The organism is Vibrio gazogenes (assembly GCF_023920225.1).
In the GTDB taxonomy this organism is placed as follows: domain Bacteria; phylum Pseudomonadota; class Gammaproteobacteria; order Enterobacterales; family Vibrionaceae; genus Vibrio; species Vibrio gazogenes.
Genome location: NZ_CP092587.1, coordinates 3,056,599 through 3,074,603 on the forward strand (window position 1 = coordinate 3,056,599; position 18,005 = coordinate 3,074,603).

Annotated in this window: 11 protein-coding genes and 1 riboswitch; of the genes, 2 read left to right on the plus strand and 9 right to left on the minus strand. The window is 46.5% G+C overall.

Annotation, left to right across the window (positions count from 1 at the left end):
• Position 1: 1 nt before the first annotated feature.
• The 4 genes from MKS89_RS13690 to lysC form a co-directional block, all read right to left on the minus strand.
• On the minus strand, positions 2-958 hold the full coding sequence (locus tag MKS89_RS13690) for a respiratory chain complex I subunit 1 family protein (RefSeq protein ID WP_278247334.1): 957 nt from the start codon (positions 956-958) through the stop codon (positions 2-4).
• A complete protein-coding gene (hyfB, locus tag MKS89_RS13695; protein WP_072958031.1) occupies positions 955-2,988 on the minus strand; it encodes a hydrogenase 4 subunit B in 2,034 nt (677 codons plus the stop codon). The genes MKS89_RS13690 and hyfB overlap by 4 nt, the downstream gene beginning before the upstream one ends.
• A gap of 1 nt (position 2,989) precedes the next feature.
• Positions 2,990-3,595, minus strand: coding sequence for a 4Fe-4S dicluster domain-containing protein (locus MKS89_RS13700; protein ID WP_072958029.1), 606 nt, complete (start codon positions 3,593-3,595; stop codon positions 2,990-2,992).
• 270 nt (positions 3,596-3,865) lie between these two features.
• Positions 3,866-5,227, minus strand: a complete 1,362-nt coding sequence (lysC, locus tag MKS89_RS13705) for a lysine-sensitive aspartokinase 3 (RefSeq protein ID WP_072958026.1) — start codon at positions 5,225-5,227, stop codon at positions 3,866-3,868.
• A gap of 110 nt (positions 5,228-5,337) precedes the next feature.
• A riboswitch (Lysine riboswitch) is annotated at positions 5,338-5,514 on the minus strand.
• Between the two features lie 186 nt (positions 5,515-5,700).
• On the opposite strand from lysC, the gene MKS89_RS13710 reads away from it, so the two are divergent.
• Entirely contained in the window at positions 5,701-6,831 is a 1,131-nt protein-coding gene (locus MKS89_RS13710) for a pyridoxal-phosphate-dependent aminotransferase family protein (protein ID WP_072958023.1), read from the plus strand.
• A gap of 2 nt (positions 6,832-6,833) precedes the next feature.
• Here MKS89_RS13710 and MKS89_RS13715 read toward each other — a convergent pair whose 3' ends face one another.
• The 4 genes from MKS89_RS13715 to MKS89_RS13730 form a co-directional block, all read right to left on the minus strand.
• Entirely contained in the window at positions 6,834-8,546 is a 1,713-nt protein-coding gene (locus tag MKS89_RS13715; protein WP_072958021.1) for a PglL family O-oligosaccharyltransferase, read from the minus strand.
• An 89-nt stretch (positions 8,547-8,635) separates the two neighbouring features.
• On the minus strand, positions 8,636-11,458 hold the full coding sequence (gene uvrA, locus MKS89_RS13720; RefSeq protein ID WP_072958019.1) for an excinuclease ABC subunit UvrA: 2,823 nt from the start codon (positions 11,456-11,458) through the stop codon (positions 8,636-8,638).
• Between the two features lie 138 nt (positions 11,459-11,596).
• Positions 11,597-12,484 carry a UTP--glucose-1-phosphate uridylyltransferase GalU gene (gene galU / locus MKS89_RS13725; protein ID WP_072958017.1) on the minus strand — a complete coding sequence of 296 codons (888 nt, stop codon included), beginning with the start codon at positions 12,482-12,484 and terminating at the stop codon, positions 11,597-11,599.
• A 117-nt stretch (positions 12,485-12,601) separates the two neighbouring features.
• The gene (locus tag MKS89_RS13730) at positions 12,602-13,249 is read right to left on the minus strand and encodes a response regulator transcription factor (protein ID WP_072958014.1); all 648 of its coding nucleotides are present in this window, start codon (positions 13,247-13,249) and stop codon (positions 12,602-12,604) included.
• 272 nt (positions 13,250-13,521) lie between these two features.
• Between MKS89_RS13730 and MKS89_RS13735 the strand changes: the two genes are divergently transcribed.
• A complete protein-coding gene (locus MKS89_RS13735; protein ID WP_072958012.1) occupies positions 13,522-14,058 on the plus strand; it encodes a single-stranded DNA-binding protein in 537 nt (178 codons plus the stop codon).
• Between the two features lie 96 nt (positions 14,059-14,154).
• On the opposite strand, the gene metH is transcribed toward MKS89_RS13735, so the two are convergent.
• Positions 14,155-17,829 carry a methionine synthase gene (gene metH, locus MKS89_RS13740; protein ID WP_072958010.1) on the minus strand — a complete coding sequence of 1,225 codons (3,675 nt, stop codon included), beginning with the start codon at positions 17,827-17,829 and terminating at the stop codon, positions 14,155-14,157.
• Positions 17,830-18,005 lie beyond the last annotated feature (176 nt).

Here is an 18,005-nt window from a genome sequence, read left to right on the forward strand (position 1 = left end):
CTCACAATCGAATGATATAAAATGCGAGTGCCAGAACCGCACAAGCAAAGGCGGACCAGGTCAGCCGGTGAGTATTCAGAAAACGGACACGTGCCATACTGTTTTCAACCAATGCCGCCAGAAAGAACACCACGATGAGCTTGACCACCAGAATCACACCCGCGATCACCAAAGCAGTCAAAGTCAGTTCGGCAGCCTTTCCCCACGGAAAGAAAATCGCCAAGAATAGCTGAGCAACCACCAGTTGTTTCAGCCCCAGTCCCAACTTCACCATCGCTAATCCCGAACCGGAATATTCAGTCACCGGACCTTCCTGCAATTCTTGCTCGGCTTCGGCAGCATCGAACGGTAGTTTGCCCATTTCGATAAACACAGCAAAAGCACAGGCAACACCGGCCAGAACCACAGGAATCGGTTGATTGAGAGTTTCAGTTAACATGCCCTGACTGATGTACCCCAAATCGGTCGAACCCACCATTAAAGCCATCAGAAAAATGGCCAGCATTAAAACCGGCTCAACCAGAACCCCCAATGTGAGCTCACGACTACTACCGATACCACCAAACATGCTATTGGCATCAATCCCGGCTAAGGCAAAAAAGAACCGAAAAATCGCCAACAGATAGATATCCGTAATCACATCACCGGAGATCGGAAACGGCGACACTTGCGTCAGAGTCGGCAATGCCATCGCAATCAGTAACATCGTGACGATCAGGATCCACGGCATCGCCCAGAAAATGCCGCCGGCATTCTCCGGAGCAACCGGCTGACGACGCAGTAACTTGGCGATATCCCGATAATCTTGTAGCAACCCCGGTCCGCGTCGGGAATGAATTCTGGCTCTGAGTACACGTGAAAATCCGGTGGCTAGCGGTGTCAAAAGCAGCATGAATAGAGCCTGACCAAACGCAAGCACCATCCAGCTCATCTCAGGCATATGTAGTTCAGGCATCATTTCACTCCTGATTCAAACGGAATAATAAGTAACACAATCAGTGCTATCACAATGTAGAGACAGTAGATTCGGAAATCTCCGCCCTGTAGCTTTCTCCCCCAGTCACCGAGCTTCAGCGCCGCATCACAACAAGGTCGAACTAAGAATCGGTCAAATACCGGCTCAACAGCCGCCGCTGAAATCGTCGCCTGCCGGTAGGTTCGTTTCATCCAGCCAGACGGGTCGAGCGAGATCCGCAAACGATAGATCGGTGAGAACATATAGCGCAGGGGTTGCGTAAATCCGCTCGCAGAAACCGTCATACGTTGTTCATAAGCATACCCACACGCCCATGGATGACCTTGATGACGCCGTTCGAGACGATGTTTCTTAAACAGAGACAAGACCAAAAACGGAACAATCAACAGGACAATCAAACTGATGGTAATGACCGGTGTCGAAAGAATGGCCTGCGTGGTTGAGACCGGATGAAGTGCCATTCCCTGCTGGACATCAATCGGGGTGATGGCCAGCGTGTTGGTGGCAACGTCAGAAATGTAAGGCGAAATCCACGGAGAGCCGACACCGAGAATCATACACAGCAAAGCAAGAAATCCCGTGCCAACAAGCATCGACCATCCGACTTCTCGTGCCTGACTGCCTATTCTGGTTCGCGGCGCTCCGGTAAAACAGATACCATAGACTTTCACAAAACACATACATGCCAAAGCCCCGGTTATCGCCAGCATAACAACAGCGCCGAGTCCCGCGGTCACCATAAAGACATGATGTTGCTGACTCATTTGAAACAAAGATTGATAAATGAACCATTCACTGACAAAACCATTGAGTGGCGGTAATGCAGAAATCGCCATGGTGCCAATCAAGAAAGTGATTGCGGTATAAGGCATCAGCTTGCCTAGCCCACCCATGCTTTCCATATCTTTGGTATGAACCTGAGAGATAACCGAGCCGGCACCAAGGAAAAGTAAGCCTTTGAACACAGCATGATTGAGCAGATGATAAAGCCCGCCCAGCAAACCTAAGGCCGCGAGAACCGGGTGACCGGATGCCGTCCCGATCATCGCCACACCAACGCCCATTAAGATAATCCCGACATTCTCCACGGTGTGGTAAGCGAGCAAGCGTTTGATATCATGCTCTGCCAGTGCATACATGACGCCCAGCACAGAAGAGAAAGCGCCAAAGGCGAGCACCAGATATCCCCACCAGACTTCTGCACCACCGAGAAAAACAAGCCCGACTTTAATGATGCCGAACACACCAATTTTGACCATCACACCGGACATCAGTGCCGATGCATGCGAAGGAGCGGCAGGGTGCGCCTGAGGTAACCAGCTATGTAACGTGATCATGCCGGCTTTTGCCCCAAAACCAAAGAATGCCAGTAAGAAGATAACTGACGACTCCCACGCAGACAGGGACAGGTGGGAAAAATCGGTGAAATTGAGCGTTCCGGCGGCCCGGTAAAGCATAAAGAAGGCAATCATGATCAGCACAGAACCGGCATGGGCAATAAGAAAATACTGTAAGCCAGCACGAATACTTTTTTCACTCTGCTCAACCAACACCAGAAAGTAAGATGCCAGAGACATCATTTCAAAAAAGACGATGAAGTAAAATGCATTATCTGCCACAACTAACGCAACCATCGACGCGACAAACAGATTAAGAAAAAGGCTGATCCCCCATGCCCCTTTGCCCTGATACTCTTTCATGTAATGTAAGCCGTATATAGAGGCAGCAATGACAATCAGAGAAATAACCAGCACCATAAATGCCGCTAATCCGTCAAAACGAATGAGTAATTGCGCAAAAGGAAAAGGACTAAAAAGCTGTGCCTGCCACACCTGATGGCTGACCAGCGCATACCCAGCGCTGATCGCACCGATAATGCCACCAACTGTAGAACACAGACTTGCAAGAGAGACACAAAAAGATTCTCGTCGAGAATTGCCAAACAAGGCCACGACACAGGCGATGAGATAACACCCCATCGATAAAGCCAACAGCGATAAAGGACTCATCATGTTATTTCTCCATATCCACAATCGGTGAGCTGTTGGCCGTCACTTCTCGCTTGAGCTTGCGGGCACGCTCCGTTGTATCATCACTCACCAACACAATTGCCTCGGTCGGACAGACTTCCATACAGGCGGGTCCTTCCTCTCTGAATTCGCATAAGTCACATTTCACCGCGATACTTTTAACCCCCGGTTCCCAAGCCAAGAGATCATGCCCAAACGTTTGGGGCACAGAAGTCGATGGATTGCTGGAACGTGGTGTTGACGGTATATAAGTGTCATAACTATTGGCATGAGAAACCGGACGACTCCCATCCAGTGCAATCGCACCAAACGGACAAGCCACCGCGCACAGTGTGCATCCGACACAAATGGATTCATTCAGAAAGATCCGATCAGCCTCTTTGGTGATTGCCTGTACCGGACAGACCGTTGCGCACGGTGCATCTTCACAATGACGACACATGACCGGAACCGTTGTATCGTTATTTTTCACCACAGTCAGACGCGGGTGACTTTGCAATCCGACTTTCTGGTGAACATCAGAACAGGCAGCCATGCATGTTTGACATCCGATACACTTCTTAGGATCGGCAACTACAAATTTTTTCATAGCATCCCCTGACAGCTAAATAATCAACTCAGGGGGCAATAACCATGCCATTCGTATTGGTTTTATTTTTATCCATTAAAAATCAATACGTTAAAAACAAACAAGTTCTAAAACCCTCGATATCGCAAACAAATCATCCACCAAATTAATCATGCTCGACACTTCGTCTCGACACTATTGACGAAGCACGAGCAAACCGAAAATGGCATAAAAAAAGAGGTTGGCATCGCCAACCTCTTGTGAATATTCTGACTTGTTTTCTCGATGGTTTTAGTCGTTGTCTTGCGGCTCAAACAGATCTTGATGCAGTTTCTGGATGACACTTTTTGCGTCGTCAGCATCAACAAGAAAACACAGATTATGATCACTGGCGCCATAACAAATCATACGCATGTTGTAATCGCCCAGCGTGCTGAAAACTTCTTTGGCATACCCCTTGGTCTCCATATGGTTCCCGATCAAAGCCACCAGACTCAGGTTTCGTTCGACTTCAATATGAGCGAGTTCTTCCAACTCTGCTCGGGCTGCCGCAGGAAGCTCTGGCGCACCACCAGCCGTGTCCGTTTTATCCAGCGTGATCGATACACTAATCTCTGACGTGGTAATCAAATCGACTGAGATTTTATGCTTAGCCAGAATTTCAAAAACTTTGGCCAAAAAGCCATATGCGTGGAACATTTTAGCACTGCGAATCGTCACCATGGTTTGATTGGCCCGTAATGCCAGCGCCCGGAAATAAGGTGAGTTTTCAACGCGTTTCCGAATCCATGTGCCCCCCTTCTCCGGCTCTTTCGATGAACCGACAAAAACGGGAATCCCATGCCGAAGCGCAGGCAGCAACGTTGAAGGATGCAAGATTTTTGCGCCAAAGTTCGCCATTTCTGAAGCTTCATTGAAGCTAATTTCAGGAATCGGCGCAGCATTAGGCACAATGCGTGGATCCGTGGTATAAATTCCGGGAACATCCGTCCAGATTTCCAGCCCGGATGCCTGAACCGCTTCTGCAATCAGTGCCGCTGAGTAGTCACTCCCACCGCGGCCCAACGTGGTTGTATTGCCCTGCTCATCGGAACCGATGAATCCCTGTGTCACCACCAGATGTTTTTTACACAATGGTGCCAGTTTCTCTTTCGCTTGCATGCCCGTGGCTTCGACTTGTGGTTCAGCCCTGCCATAGTAATCATCGGTGCGTAACACATCTCGAATATCAAATCTGACGGCATCGATACCCCGTTCTTTGAGAACTTGAGTCAAAATATGCGTCGAAATTAATTCACCACAGGCAACCAAATGGTCGGTCAGTTTATTACTGGTCTGAAACGATGCTGCGTCTGCCAGGCTCGTCACCGTGTCAAGAATAGCCTGAACCGCTTCTTTGACTGAATCTTGTTCTTGCAACGATTCAATAATTGAAAAATGGATATTAGCTAATTGTTCTAAGATAGAGGTACGTCTTTCTGTATCCTGAACACCGTTGGCAAGTTCAACCAGCAGATTTGTCACACCAGAGCAGGCACTACTGACAACAAGCTTGGTGTCAGGATTACTTTCGATGACGGCAGCACAACGACTCATTGCTTCGAAGTTTGCCACGCTTGTTCCGCCAAATTTGGCGACATTGAATGCACTCACGGCATTTCTCCCACGACTTCCTAAAATAAAAATATTGTGTTGGGTAACCAACGTCCAATGTTCGAAGAGAGTATTTCTAGAGCAAAAATAGAGGCGATTCGATGAGAGTAGACCTCAGAAGCTCTTCATCAGTTAGCACTGATGACAGTTGACGGGATTCAGCCCATTCACCCGACAATCCAAATCCACAACTCTGGACTGTCTCGGCACTACTCCCCCTGAATATTCTGTCTTGGAGTTGAGGCTCCACAGAATACCTGCCTGGGCAGTGCTCCTCTTCTGCTTAATAGCTTAGGTATTGAACGTTTTTGTCCTATCAATGTCAATGACAAATTGAATCAAGTAGGTCAATTTTTACCCAAATACTCAAATCGTAGAAAAATACACAACTAGACTTGTGTCGGATAGCTTTCCTTACGGATAAGCGTTAGCCTGATAACTTGCCGATCAGTGTCAATGAAAGGAGTCAGCTTGTGACTGTACAAAGTTTTTTCCCACCGCAAAGAACACTTATGGGCCCCGGCCCGTCTGATATTCATCCTCGGGTTTTACAGGCCTTAAGCCGACCGACAATCGGGCACCTTGACCCGTTATTTATTCAAATGATGGATGAATTGAAGTCTCTCTTACAATATGCATTTCAGACCGAAAATGAATTTACGATTGCGATTTCTGCCCCCGGCAGTGCCGGAATGGAAGCCTGTTTCGTCAATTTACTGGAACCGGGAGACAAGGTAATCGTCTGCCGAAACGGCGTTTTTGGCGAACGAATGCGGGAGAATGTGATCCGTTGTGGTGCCAACGCAGTGCTGGTGGATAACGCATGGGGAGAAAGTGTTTCCGTTGAAAAAGTCGAACAGGCCATTCAAGAACATCCGGATGCGAAAGTATTAGCGTTTGTCCATGCCGAGACGTCAACCGGAGCACTCAGTGATGCAAAAGCGCTAGGTCATTTGGCCAAGCAGTACGGTTTGTTGACCATCGTAGATGCAGTCACTTCATTAGGCGGTGTCCCTTTAGCAGTAGATGAATGGCAGCTCGACGCAGTTTACTCGGGGAGCCAAAAGTGTCTTTCCTGTGTTCCCGGCCTGTCTCCCCTGACATTTTCTCAGGCAGCAATTGAGACCATCAAAGCCCGTAAAACCCCGGTCCAGAGTTGGTTTCTCGATCAAACTTTGGTCATGGGGTACTGGAGTGGCCAACAGAAACGAAGCTATCACCACACCGCACCGGTGAATACGTTATACGCACTCCATGAGTCGCTAGTGCTGTTACAAGAAGAATCACTGGCGTCGTCATGGCATCGCCACCAGCAAATGCATCAACAACTGAAACAGGGACTCGAACAACTGGGGCTGACGTTTGTCGTTGAAGCATCAGAACGGTTGCCACAACTGAATACCGTCCGAATTCCTGAAGGGATTGACGATGCGTGGGTCAGAAGTTATTTATTGCACCAGTATAATTTGGAAATTGGTGCAGGATTAGGCCAGTTTGCCGGTAATGCGTGGCGAATCGGGCTGATGGGATATAGCGCCCGACCCGAAAATATCGCACTCTGCCTGAAAGCATTGGAAGATGCGCTCACACAGAGCAAGCAATGAAATTACTCAGGATCGGACTGTACGATAGGCTGTTTGTCCGGGAGCACAAAAGGATAGTGAGGAAATAAAAACTCAGCCTCGATCCGTGATTGCTCTGCACGATTGATATCTCCGATATGCTGATATAACGCCATGAGCAACTGATAGTATTCTGGCCTTGGCTGCCGCTGGATCAACTCAAGCAGCCAAGGTACGTAGGTACTCAGCGGCTGCCGATGCTGTTGCGGATTCTTTTGCTTCAACTGGTCAATCAACTGCACTTTCATCAATTGATCATGCCAGACGACAGGCACATACTGTTGTGCCTGTCGTGAGATATATTGCCCCTGTTTGTATTGCATCAATAAGCTTTGTGCCCGAAGCAATTCGCCACAATAAAGTAATGCTAAGATAGGAAGTAAGATTCCCACTCCATTTAACCCTCGGGTTGTCAGGCGATGGATAGGCACACTTCTATATTTTGCGACACGTTGGTCAACCCAAAACAAGAGAATGATGAAGGTAACCCAGTGAATCGCAGACTGACTGAACACATCATCGACCTGACTGGTCATGACAATAGGAAAAAGCAATGACAAGGTTGCAAGACGGGTTTTAGGTTTCGCACCATAAATACGCCCCAGTACAAATAAAGCGGCTAATGTAATTGCGAAAATCGGCAGAATACCACCTTCAATGCCCCAATAAAGCACTTCATTATGCGGATGTGACAACCCGGCTAACGGTGATGGATAACTCGGGTTTAATTGATGTTGCCGGGCGCTATAAAGCACATATTCTTCTTCAAAGTGACCGTAGCCATACCCCGTAAACGGTTTCTCGATGAACATATCAGTGGTCTGAGCCAGACTGTCCGATAACGGTGATAATCGCTTGATGTATTGAGCGTTAAACGGTGTGGTGTAAAGCACCTGAATCAAAATAAGTCCGCTCAGCAGACCCAGCATAATGGAGATGCCCCACCCCCAAAGTCTTTTCCGACTGGCAAATCGATACAAGTAAGGAAAAATCATCACAATGCCGATCAGTGTTACTCCCCACCCCGTAACCGAGCGGAGTAACACCAATAAAGGCATACACAGTAATGGCGTGATATAGAGCAGACTGGCAATGCTAAATTGAGCCTGATACTTTTTCAAATACCGGGAAAGCAAATATCCAGATGCCAAAAGACCTGTTGCAAGGTACGTCGCGAATGTATTGACCGAGGGAAATACGCCCAGTGGTACTTGGGCCGGATCGACGAATAACTGATAATAAGCCAGTCCGCTCTCAACCAATGCAGACAATACGATCAACCAGATGAGCCGGTGTTTATGCTTGTTGCTAAAGCGAAACTGCTGAAGCACCACAAAGAGAAGAAATCCGCCCCATAAAGCAATCACACGATATGCTGACAGTGAAACCGAGGCGTGATCATAAAACAGCGGTAGTGTCAGCAGTAAACAGCAGACCAAGAGACCGAACGTCAGTTTTGAATACCTGATCTTCTCGGCCCGGATCATCTGAAATACACCGACTGAAATAGCAATACTGACCCAAAACCAAGTCGTCATATTAAACAGTAGTGTTAAACCAGCACCGACATTCAGATCACTCGGGAAATGCAGAAAAATGAGGTATAGCATCCCGAGAACAAATAAAAAAGGTCGATTTAAAGGCAGTTTTACCGGAGATGGCTCAAGCCTTGTTCCCCGCACGATCAGTATCGCCATAGTCTCATTCATGTTGTGGGGGAGACGATGTTGCCACGTAAAATTGCTTCGTTACGCTTCGTCTCCCTACAGGAAGTATGTTATGGAAGCTATTCTAACATAGGTTTCAAGAAACGTGCGGTATGAGAACCCGTCACTTTGGACACCGCTTCCGGAGTCCCTTGAGCGATGATTTCTCCGCCGCCTTGACCACCTTCAGGACCCAGATCGACAACCCAGTCGGCCGTTTTAATCACATCTAAGTTATGTTCGATGACCACCACTGTATTGCCATGGTCTCTCAACCGATGAAGTACCGTAAGCAATTGCTGAATATCATCGAAATGCAGACCAGTTGTCGGCTCATCAAGAATGTACAAGGTTTTACCGGTATCGCGCTTAGACAGCTCTCTGGCAAGCTTGACCCGCTGAGCTTCACCACCGGAAAGCGTGGTTGCTGCCTGACCTAAACGAATATAAGAAAGCCCGACATCCATCAATGTCTGCAATTTTCTGGCAATCACAGGAACCGGATCAAAGAAAGTTCTGGCATCTTCCACTGTCATTTCAAGTACTTCGTCAATGGTTTTGCCTTTATATTTCACTTCCAAAGTTTCTCGGTTATAACGTTTCCCTTTACAGATATCACATGGCACATAGACATCCGGCAGGAAGTGCATTTCCACTTTAATCACGCCATCACCCTGACATGCTTCACAGCGCCCGCCCCGGACATTAAAGCTGAACCGCCCGGGCTTATAACCTCTGGAACGAGACTCTTGTGTTCCGGCAAATAACTCACGGATCGGCGTAAAGATTCCGGTATACGTTGCAGGATTAGAACGCGGTGTCCGACCAATAGGGCTTTGGTCGATATCAATAACTTTATCAAGCTGATCCAGCCCTTTGATTTTTTTGTAAGGCGCTGGCTCTTCAGCACTGGCACCATTGAGTTCAATGTGGGCAATTTTATAGAACGTATCATTGATTAAAGTCGATTTACCCGACCCTGAAACGCCGGTTACGCAGGTAAAGAGTCCAATGGGAACCGTCAACGTAACATCTTTGAGATTGTTACCGCTGGCTCCGGAGAGTTCGACAACTTTCTTGGCATCATACGGTATTCTTTGTGCAGGAATGGCTATCGATTTTGCACCACTCAAATATTGTCCGGTCAATGATTCCGGTGTCGCAATCACTTGCTCGACATCGCCCTGAGCAACAATATGTCCGCCATGCACACCGGCTCCCGGCCCAATATCAACAATGTAGTCGGCAGTCCGAATGGCGTCTTCATCATGTTCAACGACAATCACGGTGTTGCCTAAATCACGCAAGTGCGTCAGCGTTTGCAGTAATCTTTCGTTATCACGTTGATGCAACCCAATCGAAGGTTCATCCAGCACATACATCACCCCGACCAGACCCGCTCCGATTTGGCTTGCTAAGCGAATTCTTTGCGCTTCGCCACCGGACAGCGTTTCGGCGCTGCGAGAGAGATTGAGATAATTCAGGCCGACATTAACCAGAAACCGGAGTCGGTCATTGATCTCTTTCATGACCTTTTCAGCTATTTGTGCTTTTTGCCCCGTCAATTGCAACGACTCAAAGAAAGTCAGTGCTTCTGCGATACTCAGCTCAACAACTTCAGGAAGCGTGGTTTCATTGACAAACACATGGCGAGCTTCTTGTCGAAGCCGAGTTCCGTGACAGCTGGCACAAGGTTTAGTCGAGATAAATTTAACCAGATCTTCCCGGACTGAATTCGATTCAGTCTCTCGGTATCGCCTTTCGAGATTACTTAGAATTCCCTCAAAAGGATGAGATTTTATCCGGATATCACCGCGATCATTGACATATTTAAACTCAATCGACTGTGTTCCTGAGCCTTGCAGAACGACATTTTGGATTTTCTTCGGTAATTTTTCGAAAGGCGTCGTCAAATCAAAATTGTAGTGCTCAGCAAGTGACGTCAACATTTGAAAATAATAGAAGTTCTTCTTGTCCCAACCACGAATTGCCCCATTTGCCAAACTGAGACTTTTATCCTGAACGACGCGGGATGGATCAAAATATTGTTGCACGCCTAACCCATCGCAAGAGTGACAGGCACCGGCTGGATTATTAAATGAGAACAGTCGCGGCTCCAGTTCCTGCATACTGTAACCACAATGTGAACAGGCAAAATTAGATGAAAATACGATTTCATCACCCGCCTCATCCATCGGTGCGACAACCACAATCCCACCGGACAGTTCTAACGCGGTTTCAAAAGACTCAGCCAAACGCTGCTGCAAATCTGAACGCACTTTAAAACGGTCGACAATCACCTCAATCGTATGCTTCTTATGAAGTTCTAATGTCGGTGGATCGGAAAGGTCACTGATTTCACCATCAATTCTGGCGCGGATAAATCCCTGTGCAGCAAGATTTGCCAGTGTTTTAACATGTTCTCCCTTCCGTTCTTTGACAATGGGAGAAAGCAACATCAGCCGAGCCCCTTCCGGAAGCTCAAGAACTTTATCCACCATCTGACTTATCGTCTGTGCAGCCAGCGGGGTATGATGCTCCGGACAGCGGGGCTCTCCAACCCGGGCATAAAGCAGACGCAGATAATCGTAGATTTCAGTGATAGTACCGACCGTTGAACGCGGGTTATGTGAGGTTGATTTTTGTTCAATAGAAATGGCTGGAGACAAACCTTCGATATGATCAACATCGGGTTTTTCCATTAAAGACAGAAACTGTCGGGCATAAGCCGACAGAGACTCAACATAACGTCTTTGCCCCTCAGCATATAACGTGTCAAAAGCGAGGGAAGACTTTCCTGAACCGGATAACCCAGTGACAACGATGAGTTTGTCACGCGGAAGTGTCAGACTGATATTTTTTAAATTGTGGGTACGAGCGCCCCGAACGTCAATACTATCCATCTTCTATGCTCTGGTAACATGTGGCAATAACCTAGTATTACATAGAGTCAGATATGAGCAAAGTATTGCTGTATAAAAAAACAGTATTTTGATAAAAGAATGAGCGCCGGATGTCGCTCATTCTCGCGGGTCGTTAGATCAAGCTGAAACCGCTTGTTCACCTTTCTGCGTTGAATGTTTATTGAGTTCAACTTGATCCGGATTCTTCTGATAAAGATGTTCAAAACAGTAGTTCGTGGCTTCAATATAACCTTCGACACTCCCACAATCGAAACGATGTCCTTTAAATTTATAGGCCAGCACGCAACCAGATTTCGCCTGTTTTAGCAAAGCATCGGTAATTTGAATTTCTCCACCTTTACCCGGTTCGGTTTGTTCGATTAAGTCGAAGATATCCGGCGTCAGAATATAACGACCAATAATGGCCAGATTACTTGGAGCAGCACCCGCCTCTGGTTTTTCAACCATATCATCGACCCGGAACAGATCATCTTTGATCATTTCACCAGCAATCACACCGTACTTGTGTGTTTCATCTTCAGGTACTTCCTGCACCGCGACGATTGAACAGCGGAATTGTTTGAACAACGCCACCATTTGGGCAAGAACACCATCTCCTTCACTGACACACAGGTCATCAGCAAGTACAACAGCAAACGGCTCATCTCCGACGAGTTCCCGACCGGTAAGAATGGCATGACCCAACCCTTTCATTTCACGTTGACGAATATAAGTAAAATTCGTGGTTTCAATGATTTTACGAATATCGACAAGCAACTTTTCTTTGTTGGTTCCCTTAATCTGGTGCTCCAGTTCATAGTTCATATCAAAATGATCCATGATCGAGTGCTTTCCTCGCCCAGTCACAATACACATCCCATTCATGCCTGCCTGAATTGCCTCATCAACCCCGTACTCGATCAAAGGTTTGTTCACGACCGGCATCATTTCTTTCGGCATTGATTTAGTTGCGGGCAAAAAACGGGTTCCATAGCCGGCTGCAGGGAAGAGACATTTTTTAATCATATTTCATTACCTTGTTGTATTCAGGTTTTCCATCAACTTTATTCACTGTATCACGACTTACTCAGCAGGGTGATTTAGGGATTGAAAAGATACCGTCAAATCATACTACTGACTCATTTATGAGACTAGATTCTGTTTTGCCCATGTTGTGGCTTGAGTGCGGTTTTTCACAGAGATTTTCTTAAAAATCTGATACAAATGTGATTTGACCGTAAATTCACTGATAAACAGATTATCTGCAATTTGTGTGTTCGATGCCCCCGTTTTCAGACAACGCAGGATTTCCAACTCTCTAGACGTCAAAGATATCGCCGCACTGACATTTTTATTGTTAAATAAATGGCGATAGTAATGAAGAAGCTGGCCACAAATATGTCGCGGTAAATAAATTTGCCCCTCTCGGATTTCGCGCAACGCAGCAATGATCAATTCAATCGGATCACTACGATAAAACAGCCCTTTCAAATTACCGAGCTGGAGAAGCTCTTCTGTTCTCGGGCGCTTCTCAACATTGATAACTACGGTTTCGAGGCACAAATCCAGTGCGTCATCCATATTCAAGCGGGATAGCAATACTTCTTTTTGTTGATAATCAAACAGGAGTATTTTGTGCCGATCGGTCTGATGAGACAGCATAAATTGCCGGGGTTGAATTTTGGGGAGTATCTGTCCTAGTGCGACCTCGATTTCATGATAGAGCGTTGAGGGTTCTTGATTATCGGGATAGAGGACATAAAGCACTCTGCTGTAATTTGATCTTTTCATAGGTCTGTCGGTGTGCTGATGGAATATCGAACAACATGCCAGAACAGAAAAAACTCTTCTAATTCAATCAATTGTTTATCGTGCAACGTCTTGCGACCTTGAAAATATGAAGTCTATCAGTTTTAAAAAAATCGAGTGGGATTGAAAAAGTGGTGTAATTTCCGAGACTTTTAGATGAATTGCGATCAGAATTCAGTAAGGTAGTTGAGACCTTTATCAAGCGTGGTATCCTATGCGCTGAATAGATACATCATGAGATGACGGAGCAAAGCATGGCAAGCCGTGGAGTAAACAAAGTTATATTAGTTGGGAACCTTGGAAGTGATCCTGAAGTTCGTTACATGCCAAGTGGCGGTGCAGTTGCGAACATCACGATTGCAACATCGGAAACATGGCGCGATAAGACAACGGGTGAGCAAAGAGAAAAAACCGAGTGGCACCGTGTCGCCCTGTTCGGAAAGTTGGCAGAAGTCGCAGGAGAATACCTACGCAAAGGTTCTCAGGTATATATTGAAGGACAGCTGCAAACGCGGAAATGGCAGGATCAAAGCGGTCAGGAGCGTTATACAACTGAAGTTGTTGTTCAAGGGTTTAACGGTGTGATGCAAATGCTAGGTGGTCGCCAAGGCTCTGGTGGTCAAACGCAGTCTCAGCCGGGGATGCAAGCTCAACAACAAAACAGTGGATGGGGACAGCCTCAACAGCCGCAATCACAAGCAGCGCATCAGCAGCAACCTCAGCAACAATCGACACCACAACCACAATACAATGAACCACCAATGGATTTCGATGACGATATTCCATTCTAAGCTTATGTTTTTAATACCCTGACTATCGGGTAAATCATATAACAATAAGGCCCCGCACTGCGGGGTCTTATTGTTACTCAGTCATGCCAAAATTGGTTATGCCATATTCGGTGCAAGCCATTTTTCAGCGTCTTCCCGCTCCCAACCTTTTCGTTCAACATAGCTCAGCAGTTGATCTTCCTGAATCCTCGCCACAGCAAAATAGCGGGAATCGGGATGAGAGAAATACCAGCCAGACACAGATGCACCAGGCCACATTGCATAACTTGTTGTTAAAGACATCCCGATCTTTTCTTCAACTTGAAGCATGTCCCAGATGGTGGCTTTTTCCGTATGCTCCGGACAAGCAGGGTAACCGGGAGCAGGCCTGATACCCTGATACTTTTCTCGGATCAATTCATCATTCGTCAAACGCTCATCCGCGGCATAACCCCAGATCTCTTTGCGCACCCGTTCATGCAAGTATTCAGCAAATGCTTCAGCCAATCGGTCGGCAACAGCTTGAACCATGATGGCATTGTAATCGTCGCCTTGCGCTTTATATGCATCGGCCAGTTCTCGTTCACCGATTCCACCCGTGACAGCAAAAGCACCAATCCAGTCTTTTTTACCACTGCTCTTTGGTGCAATGTAGTCAGACAGACAATAGTTATACCCTTTCGGCTTTTGTGTTTGCTGCCGCAAGTGGTGTAAACGATGGGCGACATCTTGACGAGATTCATCATGATAAACTTCAATATCATCACCAACACTTGCCGCAGGGAACAAAGCACAAATGCCTCGTGCTTTCATGAGACCTTCGCGCTCAACGCGATCGAGAAATTCATTAGCATCATTGAACAGACGACGCGCCTCTTCGCCCACCTCTTCATGATCCAGAATAGCCGGGTACTTGCCCATCAGTGACCACGTCATAAAAAATGGTGTCCAGTCGATATAACGACGTAATATCCCAATATCAAAATCATCAAATACGTGTACACCACTTTTCACCGGTACAGGTGGCGTATAATTGTCCCAATCAATCGCGACACGATTCGCCTGCGCTTCCTCCAGTGTGACCGGGCGGGTTTTAGGCGTTTTACGGGCATGTTGATCCCGCGTCCGTTCATAGTCAATATTCAGCTTCTCAACAAACCCCGGCCGTAACTCATTCGAAAGCAAAGATGTACAAACACCAACTGCCCGGGAGGCATTGTTTACATAAACCACTGGTTGATGGTAATTTTGCTCAATCTTCACCGCTGTATGCGCCTTCGATGTTGTTGCACCACCAATCAGCAACGGCAGCTCAAACCCCTGCCGTTCCATTTCTTTGGCAACATGAACCATCTCATCTAATGATGGCGTAATTAATCCAGATAAACCGACAATATCAACCTGCTCTTCTTTCGCAACTTTGAGTATCTGTTCACAAGAAACCATCACCCCAAGATCAATGATCTCATAGTTGTTACATTGCAATACAACACCGACGATATTTTTCCCAATATCGTGTACGTCACCCTTCACGGTGGCCAGCAATATTTTTCCGTTGGTACTGCCGACTTGTTTCTCCGCATTTATGTACGGTTCAAGAAAGGCAACCGCCTGTTTCATCACCCGAGCCGATTTAACCACCTGAGGGAGAAACATTTTCCCTTCACCGAACAAATCTCCGACGACGTTCATCCCATCCATGAGAGGACCTTCGATCACTTCTAATGGTTTCGACGCTTGTTGTCTCGCTTCTTCTGTATCTTCAGTAATAAACTCCGTAATACCTTTCACTAATGCATGTTCAAGACGCTTAGAAACAGGCCATGTCCGCCATTCTAATGCTGAGGCATCGTCCGCTTTACCCACCGCATTTTCACGATACTCATCTGCAATTTCCAGCAAACGCTCCGTACCGTCATCTCTTCGATTGAGAATGACATCTTCAACCGCATTCCTCAGTTTTTCAGGCACATTGTCATAGATCTCAAGCTGACCGGCATTGACGATCCCCATATCCATACCATTCTTAAAACAGTGATAAAGGAATACGGCATGAATCGCTTCCCGCACATAGTTGTTGCCGCGAAATGAGAAAGAAACATTCGAAACTCCACCCGAGACCATCGCATAAGGCAGTTCTCTTTTGATATCACCGACAGCATTAATAAAATCAACCGCATAGTTGTTATGGTCGTCAATCCCCGTTGCAACGGCGAAAATATTGGGATCAAAGATGATATCTTCCGGAGGAAAACCAACCTCATCAACGAGTATGCGATAAGCTTTGGTACAAATTTCAATTTTCCTCTCGCGGGTATCTGCCTGACCCATTTCATCAAATGCCATCACAACGACGGCTGCACCATAGCGACGAATCAATTTAGCCTGATGAACAAATTTATCTCTGCCTTCTTTCAAAGAAATTGAATTCACAATCCCTTTGCCCTGAATACATTTTAATCCGGATTCGATGACCTCCCATTTGGATGAGTCAACCATCACCGGAACTTTGGAAATGTCAGGCTCAGAAGCACACAAATTTAAGAAACGTGTCATACAGGCTTCCGCATCGAGCATTCCTTCATCCATGTTGATATCAATAATCTGAGCACCATTTTCGACTTGTTGTCTGGCAACATCTAAAGCTTCATCGTACTGCTCTTCTTTAATGAGACGTTTAAATCTGGCCGAACCCGTTACGTTTGTCCGTTCTCCGACATTGACAAAAAGCGAGTCCTTCTCAATCAACAGCGGCTCTAATCCTGATAATCGACATGCTATGGGAATATCTGGTAAGGAACGAGGTGCAACCCCTTCTACAGCTAACGCGATATGACGGATATGCTCAGGAGTCGTCCCACAACATCCACCGACTAAATTCAAGAAACCGGCCCTGGCCCACTCACCGATATGCTCCGCCATCTCTTCGGGAGACAGATCATATTCACCGAAAGCATTGGGTAATCCGGCATTGGGGTGAGCTGAGATAAAAGATTCAGAAATTCGGGATAATTCTTCAACATAAGGCCGCAATTCATCGGGACCAAGCGCACAATTTAATCCGAATGATAAGGGCTGAACATGGCGTAGTGAGTTATAAAATGCCTCTGTTGTCTGGCCAGATAGGGTTCGGCCGGAAGCATCGGTAATGGTGCCGGAAATCATAACAGGCAAAGTCGTATTTAATTCTTCAAACACGCTATCAACAGCGAAGGCACAAGCTTTCGCATTCAACGTATCAAAGATTGTTTCCAGCATAATCAGATCAACACCACCTTTAATCAGGGCACGAGTCGATTCAGAATAAGCTTTGACTAAACTATCAAAAGTGACGTTACGAAACCCCGGATCATTCACATCAGGAGAAATAGAACATGTCCGGTTAGTCGGCCCCAGTACACCTGCAACATAGCGAGGGCGATCCGGGGTTTTCGCGGTCCATTGATCTGCCGTCTCCCGAGCCAACTGAGCAGCGGCAAAGTTGATCTCTTCACTATATGACTGCATATCATAGTCAGCCATAGCAATGGCGGTTGCGTTGAATGTATTAGTTTCAAGAATATCAGCGCCCGCTTCAAGATAACTCGAATGAATTTCTTTAATTAAATCGGGTTGGGTCAACACAAGAAGATCATTATTACCTTTTACATCGCAGTGCCAGTCAGCAAAACGTTCTCCGCGATAATCATCCTCTTGTAAGTTGTATCCCTGAATCATGGTGCCCATACCACCATCGATCAATAAAATACGTTGTTGAAGCTGCTTTGCTATCCGATGCTTTATACAAGTCACTTTTTTCGCCCTATCCCTGCTTTTTGTTCATCCTACCACACAATCATTAGAAATCTAGACGTCTATACGGTTATATGGTAGAACAATTTAACCGAAAAGAGATCTTCTCACGACCAGAAAAAGTGATTGCTATTTATCCGACATCAAAGGAAAATTTCAGCCTCCGTGTTCAAGAT

What these genes read in the sequence shown, in the direction of transcription:
- MKS89_RS13715 (WP_072958021.1), bottom strand. Translation starts at nt 8,546, where the DNA reads ATGGCGATACTGATCGTGCGGGGAACAAGGCTTGAGCCATCTCCGGTA.
- uvrA (WP_072958019.1), bottom strand. Translation starts at nt 11,458, where the DNA reads ATGGATAGTATTGACGTTCGGGGCGCTCGTACCCACAATTTAAAAAAT.
- MKS89_RS13730 (WP_072958014.1), bottom strand. Translation starts at nt 13,249, where the DNA reads ATGAAAAGATCAAATTACAGCAGAGTGCTTTATGTCCTCTATCCCGAT.
- MKS89_RS13735 (WP_072958012.1), top strand. Translation starts at nt 13,522, where the DNA reads ATGGCAAGCCGTGGAGTAAACAAAGTTATATTAGTTGGGAACCTTGGA.
- galU (WP_072958017.1), bottom strand. Translation starts at nt 12,484, where the DNA reads ATGATTAAAAAATGTCTCTTCCCTGCAGCCGGCTATGGAACCCGTTTT.
- MKS89_RS13690 (WP_278247334.1), bottom strand. Translation starts at nt 958, where the DNA reads ATGATGCCTGAACTACATATGCCTGAGATGAGCTGGATGGTGCTTGCG.
- MKS89_RS13700 (WP_072958029.1), bottom strand. Translation starts at nt 3,595, where the DNA reads ATGAAAAAATTTGTAGTTGCCGATCCTAAGAAGTGTATCGGATGTCAA.
- hyfB (WP_072958031.1), bottom strand. Translation starts at nt 2,988, where the DNA reads ATGATGAGTCCTTTATCGCTGTTGGCTTTATCGATGGGGTGTTATCTC.